Annotated in this window: 14 protein-coding genes and 1 pseudogene; 9 read left to right on the forward strand and 6 right to left on the reverse strand. The window is 72.1% G+C overall.

What is annotated here, in order from left to right; genetic code table 11:
- Positions 1–287 precede the first annotated feature (287 nt).
- The 4 genes from ACIF80_RS22550 to ACIF80_RS22565 are packed head-to-tail and all read left to right on the forward strand — an operon-like array spanning position 288 to position 4439.
- Entirely contained in the window at positions 288–1451 is a 1164-nt protein-coding gene (locus tag ACIF80_RS22550) for a glycosyltransferase (RefSeq protein ID WP_399807337.1), read from the forward strand.
- Complete coding sequence (locus ACIF80_RS22555; RefSeq protein ID WP_399807340.1) at positions 1448–2548, forward strand: glycosyltransferase family 4 protein; 1101 nt, start codon at positions 1448–1450, stop codon at positions 2546–2548. Before ACIF80_RS22550 ends, ACIF80_RS22555 begins: the two co-directional genes overlap by 4 nt.
- A complete protein-coding gene (locus ACIF80_RS22560) occupies positions 2545–3570 on the forward strand; it encodes a glycosyltransferase (RefSeq protein WP_399807343.1) in 1026 nt (341 codons plus the stop codon). Before ACIF80_RS22555 ends, ACIF80_RS22560 begins: the two co-directional genes overlap by 4 nt.
- Positions 3570–4439 (forward strand): glycosyltransferase family 2 protein, encoded by an 870-nt coding sequence (locus ACIF80_RS22565; RefSeq protein WP_399807346.1) that lies wholly within the window; start codon positions 3570–3572, stop codon positions 4437–4439. The genes ACIF80_RS22560 and ACIF80_RS22565 overlap by 1 nt, the downstream gene beginning before the upstream one ends.
- Before the next feature lie 326 nt (positions 4440–4765).
- Here the strand turns inward: ACIF80_RS22565 and ACIF80_RS22570 are convergent, their stop codons facing one another.
- The gene (locus ACIF80_RS22570; protein ID WP_399807348.1) at positions 4766–6232 is read right to left on the reverse strand and encodes an FAD-binding oxidoreductase; all 1467 of its coding nucleotides are present in this window, start codon (positions 6230–6232) and stop codon (positions 4766–4768) included.
- A gap of 461 nt (positions 6233–6693) precedes the next feature.
- Here ACIF80_RS22570 and ACIF80_RS22575 point away from each other — a divergent pair, with 461 nt between their 5' ends.
- Complete coding sequence (locus ACIF80_RS22575; RefSeq protein WP_399807351.1) at positions 6694–7905, forward strand: cysteine desulfurase-like protein; 1212 nt, start codon at positions 6694–6696, stop codon at positions 7903–7905.
- Positions 7906–8123: 218 nt separating this feature from the next.
- Here ACIF80_RS22575 and ACIF80_RS22580 read toward each other — a convergent pair whose 3' ends face one another.
- Positions 8124–8405 carry a hypothetical protein gene (locus ACIF80_RS22580; RefSeq protein WP_399807354.1) on the reverse strand — a complete coding sequence of 94 codons (282 nt, stop codon included), beginning with the start codon at positions 8403–8405 and terminating at the stop codon, positions 8124–8126.
- 790 nt (positions 8406–9195) lie between these two features.
- A complete protein-coding gene (locus tag ACIF80_RS22585; protein ID WP_399807356.1) occupies positions 9196–10122 on the reverse strand; it encodes a GNAT family N-acetyltransferase in 927 nt (308 codons plus the stop codon).
- A gap of 213 nt (positions 10123–10335) precedes the next feature.
- Here ACIF80_RS22585 and ACIF80_RS22590 point away from each other — a divergent pair.
- From ACIF80_RS22590 to ACIF80_RS22600, 3 genes and pseudogenes are all read left to right on the forward strand, one after another.
- Positions 10336–10629: pseudogene (locus ACIF80_RS22590) on the forward strand (transposase); the annotation flags it as partial.
- A gap of 145 nt (positions 10630–10774) precedes the next feature.
- On the forward strand, positions 10775–11893 hold the full coding sequence (locus ACIF80_RS22595) for an NAD(P)-dependent alcohol dehydrogenase (protein WP_399807359.1): 1119 nt from the start codon (positions 10775–10777) through the stop codon (positions 11891–11893).
- Between the two features lie 412 nt (positions 11894–12305).
- Complete coding sequence (locus ACIF80_RS22600; protein WP_399807361.1) at positions 12306–13418, forward strand: glutamate--cysteine ligase; 1113 nt, start codon at positions 12306–12308, stop codon at positions 13416–13418.
- Between the two features lie 9 nt (positions 13419–13427).
- Here the strand turns inward: ACIF80_RS22600 and ACIF80_RS22605 are convergent, their stop codons facing one another.
- Positions 13428–13595 carry a hypothetical protein gene (locus ACIF80_RS22605; protein ID WP_399807363.1) on the reverse strand — a complete coding sequence of 56 codons (168 nt, stop codon included), beginning with the start codon at positions 13593–13595 and terminating at the stop codon, positions 13428–13430.
- 292 nt (positions 13596–13887) lie between these two features.
- Here ACIF80_RS22605 and ACIF80_RS22610 point away from each other — a divergent pair, with 292 nt between their 5' ends.
- Complete coding sequence (locus ACIF80_RS22610; protein WP_399807365.1) at positions 13888–14061, forward strand: hypothetical protein; 174 nt, start codon at positions 13888–13890, stop codon at positions 14059–14061.
- A 192-nt stretch (positions 14062–14253) separates the two neighbouring features.
- Here the strand turns inward: ACIF80_RS22610 and ACIF80_RS22615 are convergent, their stop codons facing one another.
- On the reverse strand, positions 14254–15021 hold the full coding sequence (locus ACIF80_RS22615) for a CAP domain-containing protein (RefSeq protein ID WP_399807368.1): 768 nt from the start codon (positions 15019–15021) through the stop codon (positions 14254–14256).
- A gap of 999 nt (positions 15022–16020) precedes the next feature.
- Positions 16021–17319, reverse strand: coding sequence for an amidohydrolase (locus tag ACIF80_RS22620; RefSeq protein ID WP_399807370.1), 1299 nt, complete (start codon positions 17317–17319; stop codon positions 16021–16023).
- Positions 17320–17376 lie beyond the last annotated feature (57 nt).

Here is a 17376-nt window from a genome sequence, read left to right on the forward strand (position 1 = left end):
AAGAAGGGGTGCCGGGACCGGCCCGCCGCCGGTCGACCGCTGGAAAACGGGCAATAAGGGCGGGGCGGGATCGAGGACGATGCCGGCGGGCGGCCCGGCGCGCCCGTCGGGGTAGCCCGAGCCGGTCATGTTCGCCCGGACGGCTGAGCCCGGCATGCTGCCGACCGTCCGACGGGGGACTGTGGGTTCCGGAGAAAGCGGCCTCCACCGTGCTCTGCGCGACACGGTCTTCGGCGGGATCCGAAGGGACGGGGCGGCTTCCAGCGTGACGGAACGAGGAGACAACTGTGCCCGAACCGGTCGCCCACCGCCGTACTGCGAACCCGACGCCCCACACGTCCGGCGGCGGTGCGGATCCGCGGCCCGGCGGCAGACCCGGTCCGCAGGCCGGGACCGTCGGCACCATCCGGGTCGCCTCGGTCCCCGCCGGGCACGTCTACGTGCGCCACCTGTCCCCGCCCGGCGGCGACCACGTGGTCCGCCTGCCCGATCCCCGCCCCTGCGGAGCCCCCATCGGGTCCCAGCAGTGGTGGCCACCGGTCATGCTCGACGCGGACTGGGTCGACGAACACGCCGGAACCTTCGACGTCTTCCACCTCCACTTCGGGTTCGACGCGCAGACCCCTTCGGGACTGCGGGCACTCCTCGATGCCCTGCGCCGGAACGGCAAACCGCTCGTCCACACCGTCCACGACCTCGTCAATCCCCACCATCACGACGAGAGCGAGCACCGGGCGCAGCTGGATGTGCTCGTCCCCGGGGCCGACCGGCTCATCACCCTCACCCCGGGCGCCGCGGAAGAGATCACCGCACGCTGGGGCCGCACCGCACTGGTCCTGCCGCACCCGCACGTGGTCCCCCCGCCCGGCCTGATACGGCCTCGGCCCGAACACGGCACGTTCACGGTCGGTGTGCACGCCAAGAGCCTGCGCGCCAACATGGACCCGCTGCCCGTGGTCCGGGTGCTCGCCGACACGTTGTCGGAGCTGCCCGACGCGGTGCTGCGCGTCGACTGCCACCCGGAGATCGACGACCCGTCAAGCCACTTCCACGCGCCCGGAGTGCTCGACGAGCTGCGTGAGATGGACCGCAGGGAGCAACTGGAGCTGAGCGTCCACCACTACTTCGACGACGACGCGCTGTGGGACTACCTGATCGGCCTCGACGTGTCCGTGCTGCCCTACCGCTTCGGGACCCACTCCGGATGGCTGGAAGCGTGCCACGACCTGGGGACCACCGTCGTCGCCCCCTCCTGCGGGTTCTACGCGCAGCAACGGCCCTGCCTCAGCTACGGGCACGACCGGCGAGGGCTGGACGCGGCGTCGCTGCGGGAGGCGGTGCGCGCCGCCTACGAGGAGCGTCCCACCTGGCGGGCCGACCCGGCGGACCGCCGGGCCGAGCGCCGCCGGCTCGCCGGGGAACACGAAGCGCTCTACGCGGACCTCCTGTGACGGCTGCCGTGCAGCCCGCTCCGCAGCCCCTGCTCGCGCCCCTGCGGATCGCCCTGATCGCTTCCGCCCGGCATCCGATCCGCGATCCCTTCGCCGGCGGTCTCGAAGCGCACACCTGGACGCTGTCCAAGGCGCTGATCGCGCGCGGTCACGAGGTCACCGTCTTCGCGGGCCCGGGCTCCGACCCCGCACTGGGAGTGGTGGAGATGCCGTTGCGGCCGCCCCGGATCAGCGAGACCGCCCGCTGGGACACGAGCATGGTGGCCTCGGAGTGGCTGGAGGAGCACCACGCCTACCTCCAGCTGATGCTCGACCTCTCCCACGAGCCGGTGCGGTACGACATCGTGCACAACAACAGCCTGCACTACCTGCCGGTGGCGATGGCCGCAGCCTTGCCCGTCCCGGTGGTCACCACCCTGCACACCCCGCCCACCCCGTGGCTCGAATCGGCCATCCAGGCGGCGCGGCACTGCCCGGTGCGGTTCAGCGCGGTCAGCGAGCACACCGCCACGTCGTGGCAGCACGTGGTGCCCGACGCCACCGTGGTGCGCAACGGCATCGACACCCGGCGCTGGCATCCGGGCCCCGGCGGGGAGGAGCTGGTCTGGTCGGGGCGGATCGTGCCCGAGAAGGGCGCGCACCTGGCGATCGAGGCCGCACGGCTGGCCGGACGAGGGCTGCGGCTCGCGGGACCCGTGGGGGACACGGAGTACTTCGAGGCGTGCATCCGCCCCTGGCTGGACCGCACGATCACCTACGCGGGTCACCTTCCGCAGCCCGAACTGTGCGAGCTGGTCGGCTCCTCGGCGGCGGCCGTCGTCACCCCCTGCTGGGACGAACCGTACGGACTGGTGACGGCGGAGGCGCTGGCCTGCGGCACACCGGTGTGCGGGTTCGACCGCGGCGCGCTGCCGGAGATCGTCACAGGCGACTGCGCCCGGCTCGTGCCGCCCGGCGACTGCGTGGCGCTCGCGAAGGCCGTCGAGCCGACGATCGGTCTGTCCCGGGCCGCCGCCCGGCGGCACGCGGAGTCCTTCTGTTCCGTGGAGGTCATGACGCGCAGCTACGAGCGCTTCTACCGGGCGGTGCCGCCATGATCGGCTACTACGTGCACCACCAGGGCAGCGGCCACGTGAACCGCGCGCGGACCATCGCCGCGCACTGCCCCCTCCCGGTGACCGGTCTGTCCAGCCTGGCGGCACCCGACGACTGGCCCGGGCACTGGGTGCACCTGCCGGGGGACGACGACGGCGACCCCGCGGCGTTCGGCGACGTGACGGCGGGCGGCCGGCTGCACTGGGCGCCGGTCCGGCACGCCGGGCTGCGCGGGCGCATGGCATTGATCGCGCAGTGGATCGCGGCGGCCTCGCCCCGGCTGCTGGTGTGCGACGTCTCCATCGAAGTGGCCCTGCTGGCACGGCTCCTGGGCACTCCCGTCGCGGTGATGGCCATGCGGGGCGAGCGAACCGACCCTCCGCACCGGATGGCCTACGACCTGGCCGATCTGCTCCTCGCCCCCTGGCCGGCCGAGCTGCCCGAGCCCGGCTGGCCAGGGCCCTGGCGGGCCAAGACGGTCCACACCGGCGCGTTCTCCCGCTTCGACGGCCGCCCGCACCACGCACCTGCCGAGGAGCGTGCGGACCGTCCGCGCATGCGGCGGGTACTGCTGTTCATGGGGTCGGGCGGGACCGGCGTCTCACCCGGCGAGGTGAAGGCCGCGCGGGCAGCCACCCCCGGCTGGCGGTGGACGACGCTCGGCGGCCCGGACAGCGGATGGTCTGCCGATCCGTGGCCCGCCCTGTGCGCGGCTGACGTCGTGGTCACGCACGCGGGCCAGAACGCCCTGGCCGAGTGCGCCGCCGCACGCCGCCCGGCGGTGGTCGTCCCGCAGGAGCGGCCGTTCGGCGAACAGGCCGCCACGGGGCGCGCCCTGATGCGCGGCCGGCTCGCGGTCGTCGCCTCAGGATGGCCGGAAGCCGAGGAGTGGCCCGCACTGCTGGAACAGGCCCGCGCGCACGGCGGAGCCCGGTGGCCCCGGTGGGCGCCCGGCGACGGCGCCGTCCGGGCCGCGACCGCCCTGGCCGACGCCGCCCGCGCACGAGACGGACGAACCCTCTGATGCACACCGCCGTGATCACTCTCGCGGCCGGCCGGCACAGGCATCTCGCCCTGCAGCAGGCCGGACTCGCCGCCGGCTCGCGCACGCCGGAACAATACGTCGTCGTCGCCATGGACGACCCGGACCTGGGCGGCGTCCTGGCCGGCCGCCGACCCGCCGCGACGATCGTCGACTGCCCCGTGCGCGACGGGAACCTCCCCCTGGCCCGCGCCCGGAACCTCGGCGCCGCCCACGCCCTGGAGCACGGGGCCGAACTGCTGGTCTTCCTGGACGTCGACTGCGTCCCCGGAGAGCGGCTGCTGGAGCGCTACGCCCAGGTGGCCCGAGACCCCGCCCACCGCCGCTCCCTGCTCTGCGGCACTGTCGCCTACCTGCCACCACCCGGACCCACCGGCTACCGCCTGGCCCACCTCCCCGTGCTCGCCCAACCCCACCCCGCCCGCCCGGCACCCGCGCCCGACGAGACCCGCGACGGCGGGGACCACACGCTGTTCTGGTCGCTGTCCTTCGCCCTGACCACCGACACCTGGCACACCGTTGGCGGCTTCTGCGAGGAGTACGAGGGGTACGGCGGCGAGGACACGGACTACGGCCAACGGGCCCGCACCTCCGGTGTCGGGCTCACCTGGGTGGGCGGCGCACCGGCCTTCCACCAGCACCACCCGGCCTCCAGCCCGCCGGTGGAACACCTCGACGACATCCTCCGCAACGCCGAAATCTTCCACCGCCGCTGGGGGTGGTGGCCCATGAACGGCTGGCTCGACGAGTTCACCTCCTGCGGACTGGTCCACTGGAACCGCTCCACCGCCCGCTGGGAGCGCAGCCCGGCCCCCGGGGCCGACCCGGTCACGGCACATCCGCGCGAATGACAGCGTGTCCCCTGTGCTGAACCGACGGCGGTCGGCCGGTCAGGAGACGGTCCGCCCGATCCCCGGCGACGTCGCCTGCGGGCGGCATCGGCCCACTGGACCTCAGCCACCTCGATCGCCGGACGATGGACTCGGCGGGAACGGGGGAGTCCACGTGCACCCGGTTCTTGAACCCCTTCGCCCCCAGGCTCGAGGAGTGGTGGCTCGCCCTTGCCGGCGCACTCAACGGCTTCCTGCCGTTCCGGGTGAGTCACGCCTCGCCCGAAAGGGAGGGCGACCGCCCGTATGACGTCTGTTCACAAACTCACGGCCTGTTCAAGGCCTGTTCACGGCCTGCCCGCGGCCGGGGCGAAGAGGCCCTCCGGGTCGTACGCGGCGCGGGTGCGCTCGAGCCGCCCCTCGTGCGAACCGAAGACCGCGCCGCGCAACTCGGTCGCGTCCTCGCCGAGCCCGGCGAAGTTGACGTACGTCCCGCCGCTCGAGAACGGCTTCATCGCGTCCCACGCCGAGCGCGCCCATCCGATCGCGGTCTCGTCCAGCGCCGGGTCCTGCCAGCCCGCGTCGATGCTCACGTTGTAGCGTGCGGACCGATGCGCGAACGCGCTCTCGTCGGGGCCGACGCGCGCCACGGCGCCGCCCAGGGTGCGCACGACGATCAGGCTTTCCGGAGTCGGCCTCCGGGAGTACCACTCCATCAGGGTCCTGATGGCCTCGTCGCTCAGCTCGTCCATGAAGTGCGACTTCATGAAGTAGCGTTCACCGTCGGGGAACCGCCAGGTATTCGCGCTCTGCAGCGCGACGTAGGGAACGGTTCCGCTCAAGTCCATGAGCGGTGGCCCCAGTTCGCGTTGCGGCGCCAGCGCGGCGGTGGCAGCGTCGCCCGGCGGGCCCCCGTACACGGCACCGACCATCACGCAGTTCGACCGGTGCAGTTCCTGCGGGACCGCGGGGTCCGCGGGGACGCTCCAGAGCAGGAGTTCCGGCGTGACCGTCTCCGGCGCGGAGTACGTCGCGTCCCGCCAGGCCCGCAGCACTTCCTCGGCGCGCTCGTAGGGGTGGAGAACCAGCACACCGGACACCTCGGGCCCGAGCGGGTGGAGGCCGAACTCGAAGGACGTGACGACTCCGATCCCCCGCCCCCCGCCGCGCGCCGCCCAGAACAGCTCGGGTTCTTCCTCCCGGCTCACCGTGCGTACCGCGCCGTCCGCGGTGACGATCTCGAACGAGCGGACGTTGTCGCAGCTCAGGCCGAACGTCCGCATCACAAAGCCGAAGCCGCCGCCGAGCGTGAGACCGGCGATTCCGGTGGCCGAGATCTCCCCGCCCGGCGTGGCCAGAGCATGCAACTGGGTCTCACGGTCGAGCTCGCCCCAGGTCACGCCCGCCTGGGCCCGCGCGGTACGGGCAGTGGGGTCGACGTGCACGCCCTTCATGCGCGACAGGTCGATCACCAGCCCGTCGTCGCACACCCCGCTGCCCGCCACCTGGTGCCCGCCCCCGCGGATGCTGACGAGAGGACGGTGCTCGCGCGCGACCCGTACCGCCTCGACCACGTCCGCCGTACCGGAGCACTGGGCGATGAGCGCGGGGCGGCGGTCGATCAGCCCGTTCCACACGGCCCGGGCCTCGTCGTAGCCGGGGTGCCCGCGGTCGATCACCTCGCCCTGGAGCGAGGAACGAAGCTCGTCCGCCAGCGCCTGAGCAGCGGCGGCCGGCAACGCAGCTCCTTGATTGTCCGGCATGTGCGTCACCTTCTCCGGGGTGCGCTGCTTGCTGCCGTTGTCTCGTTTCACGCTAGTCCGGAGTGTTCGGGCCCGCATGCCGGCCCGACGACTCCTTGGGCAGCACGGGGCCCGTCATCACCGCCGGGTGCGTTGCTGTGGCGCTTGCCGTGGGCCGACCACCCGCCGGCACACCACCCGCCCGCTACGACGATCCGCGGACCCTGGCGGCCCACCGCACTCCCAAGCGGTCGCCCGAAGTGAGCGGCACCCGGGGACCAGGGACTGACCGACCACGACATCGCCACCGGCGACCGCACTCTGTACAGGCCCCGAAGGCCGGTGACCGGCCGCGGAGCGGGACGGGGCCGGACCCAACTCGTGATCGTCCGCCCCTGTCCTGCTCAGGCCGGGGGCGACAGAATCGGGAACAGGACCGACCGGTGGGCAGTCACCCACACTCGGGCCCTCTCCTTCGGCCCGTACCGGGGCAGGAACCGCGGGAGAGGACCCTGGGACGAACAGGAGCTCTCGTGACGTACGACGTCGAAACCATCCGCGCGCAGTTCCCCGCACTGACCGCCGGGACAGCCCACTTCGACGGCCCCGGCGGCACCCAGACCCCCAGGCCCGTCATCGAGGCCGTCTCGGACGCGCTGAGCAACCCTCTGTCGAACCGGGGACACGGGACGATCGGGGAGCGCAACGCCGAGAACATCGTCACCGCGTGCCGGCAGGCGCTGGCCGACCTTCTGGGAGCGGACCCGGCCGGGATCGTGTTCGGGCGCAGTGCCACGCAGCTCGCCTACGACTTCTCGCGCACCCTTGCCAAGACCTGGTCGCCCGGGGACGAGGTCGTCGTGACCCGACTGGATCACGACTCGAACATCCGCCCCTGGGTCCAGGCCGCCGCCCAGGCCGGAGCCACCGTACGCTGGGCCGACTTCGACCCGGTCACCGGGGAACTGACCGCCGACGACATCCGGGCAGTGCTCTCGGAACGTACCCGGCTGGTCGCTGTGACCGCCGCCTCCAACCTGATCGGCACGCGTCCCCGGATCGCCGGGATCTCCCGCCTGGTGCACGAGGCGGGCGCGCTGATGTACGTCGACGGTGTGCACTACACGGCCCATTCCCTGGTCGACGTCGAGCAGCTGGGCGCGGACTTCTTCGCCTGTTCCCCGTACAAGTTCCTCGGTCCGCACCACGGAGTGCTCGCCGCCCGGCCCGAGTTGCTGGAGACACTGCACCCCGACAAGCTGCTGCCCTCCACCGACGCCGTCCCGGAACGCTTCGAACTCGGCACGTTGCCCTACGAGTTCCTCGCGGGCACCCGTGCCGCCGTCGACTTCCTCGCCGGACTCGACGCACACGCGTCAGGCACCCGGCGTCAGCGGCTGGCCGCGGCTTTCGCGGCGCTCGAGGGACACGAGGAGAACCTGCGGGCCCAGATCGACAAGGGACTGAGCACCCTCGACGGTGTCACGGTCCACTCCAACGCCGCCGACCGTACGCCCACCCTGCTGCTGACCGTCGACGGTCGCAGCACGACGGATGCCTGTCGGTTCCTCTCGGAACGCGGTGTCCACGCGCCGTCCGGGTCCTTCTACGCGATCGAGGCCTCCCGCAGGCTCGGCCTCTCGGACACCGGAGGACTGCGTGTGGGCCTCGCCCCCTACAACAACACGGAAGACGTGGAGCGGCTCCTGGCCGGCCTGTCCGATTTCCTGGACGGGCGTTCCTGACGCCCGGTTACCTCGCCCACCTCGGTGTTCAATCCCGGCGGCACCGCAACCTGTGGGTGGATGCAGCAGCGCCGTGCCGGCAGCGGGCTGCGAAGCCGGCCACCAAGAGGCCGGCATCGGCCGGCATGGCGTTGCGGGCTTGCCGGCGGGGGAGAATTGACACAACCCGGGGAAGGCGTTTCGGGCGCCTTCCCCGGGCCTGGGTGTACTGCTGTGGCTTACGCCTTCGCGGCTCGGCAGGCGTTGTCCGCGATGAGTGCCGGCACGGACGACACGTTCATGAGCAGGACGCGGCACAGGAGCTGATCGGCCGGGAGGCCGGAACCGCCGACCGTGCAGGCGAGGTTGGTGTCGGTGCTGGAGTAGCCCTGGGACGCGAGGTAGGACGTACAGTCGCTGGGCGCGGCCTGCGCCGAGGGCGCGGTCACCAACATGGTGCCGCCGACGGCGGCTGCGGTGACCGCCGCAGCCGCCAGACGAGCGCGAAGGGGACGCCTCATGATTCCTCCCGAGGTGAGCGGAAATCCCGGAAGGGGACCCTTCCGGAATTGCTCTACAAGGTAAGCGCACTTACCGATGAAATGAACGGGGAGCGCGGGGAGTGAATTTGGCCCCATGGGCCCGGCGTAAAGAAATGGCTTCTGCAGGGCGCTCGGGAGGGAGGTGCTTTCCTGTGTCTTCCGGTATTCCTGTGACACCTAGGGTGGAGGAGGTATCCGAGCGATCTGATTGTGAACTCCGAACGGAAGAACCGATCGGAGGTGATCGAATGGCACATCATGCCCGTCATGGCAGGTTGGCCAATTTCGCGCGGTGCCGGCACAGCCCGGAAGCGGCGGTGCTCCACCTTTCCCAGGATTCAAACCCGACAAAGGGGAGCGTGTGAAGCATTGAACGGCTGGTAAGTTGTAAAGGAGCGCAAACGAGGCATCGCCATTTCCGCGATGACGGGCGGCGCCGGGAGAACCGGTGGCCTCGCTGACGGCGACCAGCAAGGCTGCGGCGATATCGACCGCGACCCTCGCCCCCCATATCGGGCCCCGGGACGGCACCGTCATCGAGACCGACACCGGCTCCCGCGTCAGCACCAGGCCCGAGCCGGAGCACCATCCTGAAACGTGTCGCAGAAAGCCGTCGGCGGGTACCCCCTTCGTCTTCGCCGTGGTGGACGAAGGGGGAGACCGTCCCGGGAAACGTCGCGGTCGGCGCGGCGGCTCGACGGCACCGGACGGGGCGGGTGCCGTACCGGACGACACCGGCGGTCCGTGGGCAGCGGTGCCGACTGCGGTCTCAGCTCAGGACGGTTTCCCAGGTGTCGACGGCGAAATGGGTCGTCATCCCGTGGCGCTCGTACAGCCGGGGAGCCCCGGTGGCGTTCGCGGTGTCCACGCCGAGCCCGACGGTGTCCCGACCCCGTGCCGCGAAGGCCGCGAAGGCGTGCCGGAGCAGGAAACCACCGAGGCCCAGCCCGCGGGCCCCGGTCAGGACGCCGAGGCTGGGGATCCACCCCATGGCCTCCCGGTCGTCGCGCGCCAGCAGGAACCCGGCGTCCCCCAGCTCGTCGGTGGAGACGATCCACACCAGGGACCAGTCCAGCGCGTCGGCGTCGATGTCGTGCAGCCACTGGTCGTACGTGCGTGGCTGGAAGTCGAAGTGGTCGGCGAAGGACGCCTGGTGGAGCGCGTGGACGCGGACCCGGTCCTCCTCGGCGCCGCAGTTCCGTATCCGCACGCCGGCGGGCACCCCGGGCACCACGTCCTGCGCGGGGTCCAGCGGGCGGCGCTTCACGTGGTACCGCCGTACGACCTGCCAGCCCCGCGTCAGGAGCAGTCGCGTGTCGAGGGTGGGCGCCACGTTGAGGTGGAGGTGGACCACTGCTCGCTCGGCGCCGTTCTCCCGTGCCTTCTCCAGCGCCCTGGCCTCCATCGCCTCCAACAGGTGCGCACCGGGCCGCTGATGGTCGGGCAGCACGTAGTGGTCGATGTCGATGCGGTCGCCGCCGGACTCGTCCCACAGCAGCCCGTAGGCCACCAACAGGTCCCCGTCCCACACGAGCCACGAGTCGCGCTCCAGATCGGTCCCGGGGTGTTTCAGATCGGCCTGGACGGTGTGCAGGTCGGTCTCGGGCCGGCCGATCTCGATCTCGTCGACCTTGTTGAGCAGTTCGGTGACGGCGGGCGCATCCGTGAGCGCGGCAGGCCGCAGGGAGTAGGGCATGACAACCAAGAGTCCGGGGAAGAGGCGCGGCCCGCAATGGTTTTTTGGCGGGCGCCCGTGCCGGGGGAGGGTACGGGCACCCGGTCGTCCGGACCGCGCGGCGTCAGCGGACGAGACGGAGCGGAAGATCCGAAAGACGCCACGGCCGAAGCCCGCATCCACCACCAGCGGCGAGTTCAGGCACATCAAGGGGGTGCTCCATCCGCCCGTCCTGTCGTGGTGCCCGACCGGCCCGCCCCCAACGGCGCTCAGCCTTTCGTGGTCGCCCGGGACATGGGCGGCCAGGCCGCCTGCCCGCCTGATCCGGCCGGGCGCAGGATCGTCGGCCACCACCCGGGCGAGGCCGAAGACCGACACGGAAGATGCCGCGGTGACCGCGGACGCCGCCCGCGCCGTGCCGCACATCCTGCGCCTCCTGGAGCCGCCACCGTCCTGGTGGGCTTCGCCCAGGACCTCGTGGCCGCGGCCACCCGCACCTCCCACCGGAACCGCGGCCTGCTCACCCGGGATCCGGCCTGGAGCGCGTCCCGGCCCTGTCCGTCGGCAGGACGCTCCCAGGCCCCGGCATCTGCCGTGAGCAGGCGGTTCGGGCCGGTTAACCGCCCTACGCCGGGTACCCGGCCGGAACGCGCACCACCGCGAGGAGGACGCCATGCCCGATACCGAAGCCGCGGTCGTCCGTCCCGGTACCGGAACCTTCGCCTGGGAAACCCTCCAGGTGGATGAGCCACGCCCTGACGAGCTGCTGGTCCGGATCGTCGGTGTCGGCATCTGCCACACCGACCTCGCCACTCGCGACGAACACCTGCACACCCCCATGCCCGCCGTGCTGGGCCACGAAGGCGCGGGCGTGGTGGAGGCGGTCGGCTCCGCCGTGACCCGGGCGAAGCCGGGCGACCGGGTACTGCTGTCGTTCAGCTCCTGCGGCCACTGTCCCGCCTGCCTGCACGGACACCCGGCCTACTGCACCACCTTCATCCCGCGCAACTTCGACGGCGCCCGGCCCGACGGCAGCATGCCGTTCCGGGACCAGCGGGGCGAGACGGTCGGCGGCCGGTTCTTCGGCCAGTCCTCCTTCGCCCGCCGCACCCTCGTCGACGAACGCAGCACCGTCCCGGTGGAAACCGCCGACGAGGACGAACTCGCCCTGCTGGCCCCGGTCGGCTGCGGCATCCAGACCGGCGCGGGCGCCGTCCTCAACGAGCTGCGACCCGGCACCGGCGAGTCCGTCGCGGTGTTCGGAGCCGGGGCCGTCGGCCTTTCCGCCGTCATGGCCGCCGCCCTCACCCCGGCCGCGAAGATCATCGCCATCGACATCGTTCCCTCGCGGCTGGAACTGGCCCTGGAGCTGGGCGCCACGCACACGATGAACGGAAATCAGGAGGACACCCCGCAACGACTACGGGAGATCACCGGCGGCCGAGGCGTGGACCGTGCCCTGGAGAGCAGCGGTGTCCCGGCCCTGCTGCGCCAGGCCATCGACTCCCTGGCACTCGGCCACGGCACGGTGGCGGTCGCCGGCGCACCTCCGGTCGGCACGGACGGCACGTTCGACGTCAACTTCCTGCTCAACGGCCGCACGATCCGCGGTGTGACCGAGGGTGACAGCGACCTGACGACGTTCATCCCCGCCCTGGTCGACCTCTACCGCTCAGGAAGGCTGCCGTTCGACCGCATGGCACGCCTGTACGAACCAAGCCGGATCAACGAGGCCGCCGCGGACGCGGCGGGCGGCCAAGTCCTGAAACCGGTGCTGCGATTCACGGACTGACGGGCCACCGCCGAGCGTGGGCGGCGGCACACGAGCGGGCCCCGGTTCCCGCCGGCGCCGTCGAGGGTGTGGCCGCAGGGCGGTTCATCGCCGGTTCCTGTTTCTGCGCAGAGGGTGGTGGCTGCCTCGAGGAGCCTCTCCTGCCGGCGGCGTCGGCCGGTTCTGAACGCTGCCGCTGTGTGTCTTCCGGAGCAGGTGCCTTCCGGCTGTCCTAGGCTGTAATGTCCCCGACCCGACAACCGTTCAGCAGCCTGCCCCGGAGTCCCGGGCCACCGGCGGATGCATCGAGGCCCCACTGCCGTCGGCAGCGGGTCAGGCGGCTCCTCCAGGCATGGCGCGTCGTCGCGGGGGCATCTGCCTGCCACGATCCGGGCGGGACCGGGGACCATGAGCAGGAGACGAGGGCAACGGCATGCGAAGTGTGGGCGTGGAAGAGGAACTGCTGCTGGTGGACCCGGAGAGTGGTGAGCCGGCCGCCGTCTCCGACGCGGCGCTCGCGGCCGCCGACCGCCGGGCCTGGCAGCACGGAGGGGACGGCGCGAAGAACCACCAGTTCGAGGAGGAGCTTCAACAGGAGCAGGTGGAGTTCGCGACCGAGCCGGTGACGGAGATGGGCCGGCTCCAGGAGGAGATCACCCGCTGCCGCAGGGAGGCGGCGCGGCATGCGGACGCTGCCGGTGCGAGGGTGGTGGCGGTGGCGACTTCGCCGTTGGCCGTCGAGCCGTCGCTGAGTACCGGTACCCGTTATCGGTGGCTGGGTGAGCAGTTCGGGGTGACGGCCCAGGAGCAGCTGACCTGTGGCTGCCATGTGCACGTGTCGGTGGACTCCGACGAGGAGGGTGTGGCTGTCCTGGACCGTATACGCCCGTGGCTGGCGGTTCTGATGGCGATGAGCGCGAACTCGCCTTTCTGGCAGGGGCAGGACACCGGCTACGGCAGCTATCGCAGCCGGGTGTGGAACCGCTGGCCGTCCGCCGGTCCGGTCGAGATCTTCGGGTCCGCCGACCGCTACCACGAGCAGGTTACCGCCATGGTCGGGACGGGGGTTCTCCGTGACGAGGGCATGGTCTACTTCGACGCCCGGCTCTCCGCCACGTATCCCACCGTGGAGATCCGTGTGGCGGACGTGTGCCTGGACGCGTCTGCGCCTGTGCTGCTGGCCGCGCTCGCGCGTGCCCTGGTGGAGACGTCCGCCCGGGCCTGGCAGGACGGCGTACCGCCGGACAGGGTCGGGGCGGGTCTGCTGCGCCTCGCCTCGTGGCGAGCGGGACGCTCGGGCCTCGACGGTCCCCTCCTGCACCCCGAGACCATGCGCGAGACCTCAGCTGCCGAGGTGGTGCGGGCCATGTACCGGCACGTTCGTGAGGCGCTGGTGGACCACGGCGACGACGATCTCGTCCGCGAGGGCATCGCCCGCCTCCTCGAACAGGGCAGCGGGGCGCGTACGCAACGCCGACTGCTGGCCGAGGAGGGCAGCCTCGCCCGTGTCGTGACCCGCTGCGCCGACTTGACCACGAGCAGCTGACGTCCTCCGCTACGTCCCGGAGGCGGACTCCGCGGGCGTGTGGAAGGCGTCCTGGCCGCACCGCTGGGACAAGGCCGACAGCCTCGCCTCCCAGGACGGCGGCAAGAACGCCTGCTCCGGTACCACGACGTTCACGTACGACGACGCCTCCGGGCCGACCGGCAAGAGCGGCTGCATCCCCACTGCCCCGTCAGGTGACACCCGAGCCGCTCAAAGACTTACAGATCTCCCTCTGAGGAGTTGTCGAGTGCCGGACGGCCCGCCCGGCGGTGGGGCAGAGGTCCCTGGTGGGAGCCCCACGACGGCCCACCCCTACCACCGACGGTGGGGCGTACGCCACCGGGTGACGTCAATCGCCGCGGCCCATCCCTCTCTGGAGAGGTGACGCCGAAACAGTTCAGTCTCCGCGCAGGCTTGTGGGGGCGATGTCTGGGCATACGGGCTTCACCCTTTGGAGAGGAGCCTGTTCATGCTTGGCACAGTGGCGGCGGTGCTGTTCTTCCTCGCGTTTTTGATCAACGCGGCGGACATCGGCACCAACGATGTGTTCTCTTCGGTGAATGTGATGTTGCTGGGGCTGACCGCCCTGGCTCTGCATGTGGCGGGAATCGGCGCCGGCTGGGCTTCCAGGAGCCGACGCTGACCCGGATCCCACGCCCGCTGCCCCGGTGACGGGGTGCTCGAGGCCGTGCCACCGCCCTGAGCACCCCGTCGCCCTTCGGGGGCAGTCGTTCTTCTTCACGCCGGGCTCGACCACCTCCGGTGGGGCTGACGCGTCGCTCGTCGTGTGCGTCGCGCTGACAGCAGGCCACCGAGGTGTGTGAGCGTACGGCGCCTACCGGGCCGTGCCGAAGTCCTGGGTCCAGTAGGAGCCGGGCTGCGCGAGGCCGACACCGATCTCCTTGAACGCGCAGTTGAGTATGTTCTCCTTGTGGCCGGGGCTGGCCATCCAGCCGGCCATCACCTGCTCGGGAGTGGAGTAGCCGTAGGCGACGTTCTCGCCGTAGGTGCTCCAGCTGTAGCCGGCGCGTGTGATGCGGTCGTCGGGCGAGGATCCGTCCGAGCCGGTGTGCGACATGTTGCTGCTCGCCGCCATGTCCTCGCTGTGCTTCTGCGCGGCCTCGGTCAGGGCGGTGTTCACCTTCACCGGGGAGCAACCGGCCTTGCCGCGTTCGGCGTTGACAATTTCCACGACCTTGGCGATGGCTCCGGTGGCCTCGGGGGCGCCCGTCGCGGCGGGGCTCGAAGCACTGGCGGAGGGCTCGGGGCCGGCCGTAGTGGGCTTCGGGGCCGCGGTGGTGGGTTTCGGAGCGGCCGCGGTGGGCTTGGGGGCCGTGGTGGCGGGCTTGGAGGTGGATGCCCGGGGGGCCGTCTTCTTCGGCTTGTGCGACGGATCGGCGCTGCTGCGCTGCGGTGTCCCGGTCTTCGAAGCGCTCGCGGTGGCGGCCGGTGTGTTCGACGGCGCCGCTGTGGGCTCACTGCGCTGACGGCTGTTCCCCTGGTGGTGCCAGCCGGTGTCGTCCCACCTGTCCTCGGCCGCGACCGAGGCAGCGGTGTCCTGGTGCTGCCGTTGCCCGTTGCCGGGCCAGTCGGTACAGGCCATGGCGGCCGAGGGTATGCCTATGACGCCGATGGCTACTGCCGTGACGATCGGCCGCCGATAGCGCTGCTGATGACGATGCTTTCCCATGTGTGCCTTCACCCCTGCTGTCCGGAGGTTGGTCATTCTTGGGACGGCCCGGCACCGGGCGCAAAGGGCCGTTGCACTACTGCGCTTCGTAGTTCCGCGAGGTCCTTGCGGCGGGCGGGAGAGCGTGCCGACCTGCTCGCGACGGGCCCCTCGGGATGCCTGCTGCCTCGTCAGGAGCCTCGGTCCTGCGGAAGAACCGCGGCTCTCGGCTCCCCACCGGAGCACCGCTCACCTCGACCCGCTCCGCGTTCACCGCAAGCCGGACAAATCCTTTATGTCGCCGGAGCGGGTCCTACTAAGCGGAACGGATAGATCGGGACGCGGCGTGACAGATGTCACGGAATCGTGTGTTCCGGAACGGTGCCGGAAGCCGGAGAACGCGCCCGCAGGCCGTCGGGCGGCGGGGCGGAGCCACCTGCCCTCACCGTGAGCGATCCGTGGAACACCTGTGGGGCCCGCCGCCTGCCCGGAACAAGCACGCGATTCGCAGTTGTGGATGCTTGGCGCACGGCGCCGGCTGTGTTCCTGCGGGGACGGGCTGCAGTGACGGCCTACGGCCTCCCGGATCCACCACGCGGCGACGGTAGAGGGTCGGGGCGCCGATCAGGCCGGCGCCCGCTTCTCTGGTACGTCGGCCAGTGGCCCTTCGATCACGGCGCTCAGAGGGAGACCCATGCCACCGACACCTGAACCCAGGCCAGGCATTCGAGGGGCGCATCCCCCCCCACGAGACGCTACCCACCCGTCGGCTGCAAACCGTTCGGCACAACCCCCGATCACGGCCGATGCATCGACGACCGGCACATCGACGACCGGTGCATCGGCGGTCCGAGAGAGTCTGGACATGGCATGGCATGCGGCCAGGCCGGAGGCCGGTATGTGACGCGGCGGTCCGGGCCCGGCCGGGGATCGTCACCCGTCGGCGAACCGGTCCACCGCCGCGGCCGCCAGCGCGCCGATCGCGGGCCGCAGGGCACTCCCGACGTGCGGGGCGAAGAACGGGGAATGGTTCGGGGCCGGCGCGGCCTCGGGACCGCCCGCCACCGCCCGGCGCCACTCCCGCGCACCCACCACCCCCAGCATCCAGTAGACCAACGGGACTCCGCGCAGGCCGTGGACGGGGGCGCCGGCGTCCCCGAACAACGGGAAGTCCTCGGCGGCCATCGAACCGGGCCAGTCCAGCACCCGCCCGGCGCCCAGGAGCGCGGCATGGGCCCGCCGTACGGAGGCGGTGCGCCGCGGGTCGCACAGCAGGGCCGCCGAGCGGGAGGCGACCGTCACCTCCGGCTCGCGCGGCGCCCCCGCGGCGGCGCTCTCCGCGAGGACGACGCGGCGCACCGCGGACAGCGCCCGCTCCAGGGACGCCTCGTTCGCCGCACGCAGCGCGATGCCCAGCCGGGCCTCGTCGGGGATGACGTTGGCGGTGGTCCCGGCCCGCAGGGTGCCCACCGTCAGGGTCACCTGGTCGGCGGGCGCGGTCTCGCGGGCCACGACGCCCTGGAGCCGGGTCACCACCGAGGCCGCGGCGACCACCGGGTCCACCGCCAGGTGCGGGGTGGCGACGTGGCCGCCCCGCCCGTACAGCAGGACGTCGAGCACCGCGCCGGCCGCCGCCATCGGCACCCGCTCCGGCGCGTGCGCGACCGTGCCCGCGGGCAGCGGCGCGGCGTGCTGGGCCAGCACGACGTCGGGCCGGCCGAACCGTTCGTACAGGCCGTCACCCAGCATGGCCTCGGCCCCGCACAGCGTCTCCTCGGCGGGCTGCCCCACCACCACCAGGGTGCCCCGCCACCGGTCGGTGAGGCGCGCGAGCAGGCCGGCCGCGCCGGTGGCCGCGGCCATGTGCAGATCGTGGCCGCAGGCGTGCATGGCGCCGTTGCGGCCGGCGTACGGAAGTCCGGTCCGCTCCTCGACCGGGAGCGCGTCGAGTTCGGCCCGCAGCCACACCCGGGGACCGTCCCCGTTGCGCAGGACGCCGACCACGCCGTGACCGCCCACCCGCCGGGTCACCGCACAGCCGGCCGCCTCCAGCGACCGGGCGAAACGGTCGGCGGTGCGCTCCTCCCGCCCGGACGTCTCCGGATGCGCGTGCAGGTCCAGGTACAGGTCGAGGGCGGGCCGCAGCACCTCCCCGGCACGCGCGAGGAGACCTTCCGGGGCCGGGGCGTCTGGCGCCGGGGGAGCGGGGGAGGGGTGGGACGGCGGGTTCATCGGCCAACTCCGCGAGGACGGCCGGGTCCCCGCCGCGCCGCGGCGGGGACCCGGAAG

It is taken from the genome of Streptomyces sp. NPDC085927 (assembly GCF_044540975.1).
Taxonomy (GTDB): domain Bacteria; phylum Actinomycetota; class Actinomycetes; order Streptomycetales; family Streptomycetaceae; genus Streptomyces; species Streptomyces hirsutus.